Annotated in this window: 1 protein-coding gene; it reads right to left on the bottom strand. The window is 63.1% G+C overall.

Annotated features, from left to right (window positions below; translation table 11 throughout):
- Positions 1 to 274: hypothetical protein (locus QWY29_RS20505; RefSeq protein WP_300963070.1), on the bottom strand; the 274-nt coding region annotated here is incomplete at both ends.

Below are 274 nucleotides of genomic sequence, written 5' to 3' on the forward strand. Positions count from 1 at the left end.
CCAAGGGGGCTCGCATGGGCTGACATCCGGGTTGCCCACGCGATCAACGCGAGTTGCGCCGGAATATAAAGCTGGGGCAGAAGCCGGTAGCTGGCGGGGGCCTGCAACGTCGCCGGCACCGCGCCTCGTCGCGCAACCATTTCCGATCCCAGCAATAGAAATAGGATTGCAGGAAGAATCAGCACCGGTGCCGCCGGATGTAGCCAGGAGAGCAGCGGAATGGCGCCGCTCAGCAGAAACGCGGCCGTATAGCGGATCAATGCACCGAGAGCGT

The sequence above is a fragment of the Nocardioides abyssi genome, assembly GCF_030412915.1.
Lineage (GTDB): Bacteria > Actinomycetota > Actinomycetes > Propionibacteriales > Nocardioidaceae > Nocardioides > Nocardioides abyssi.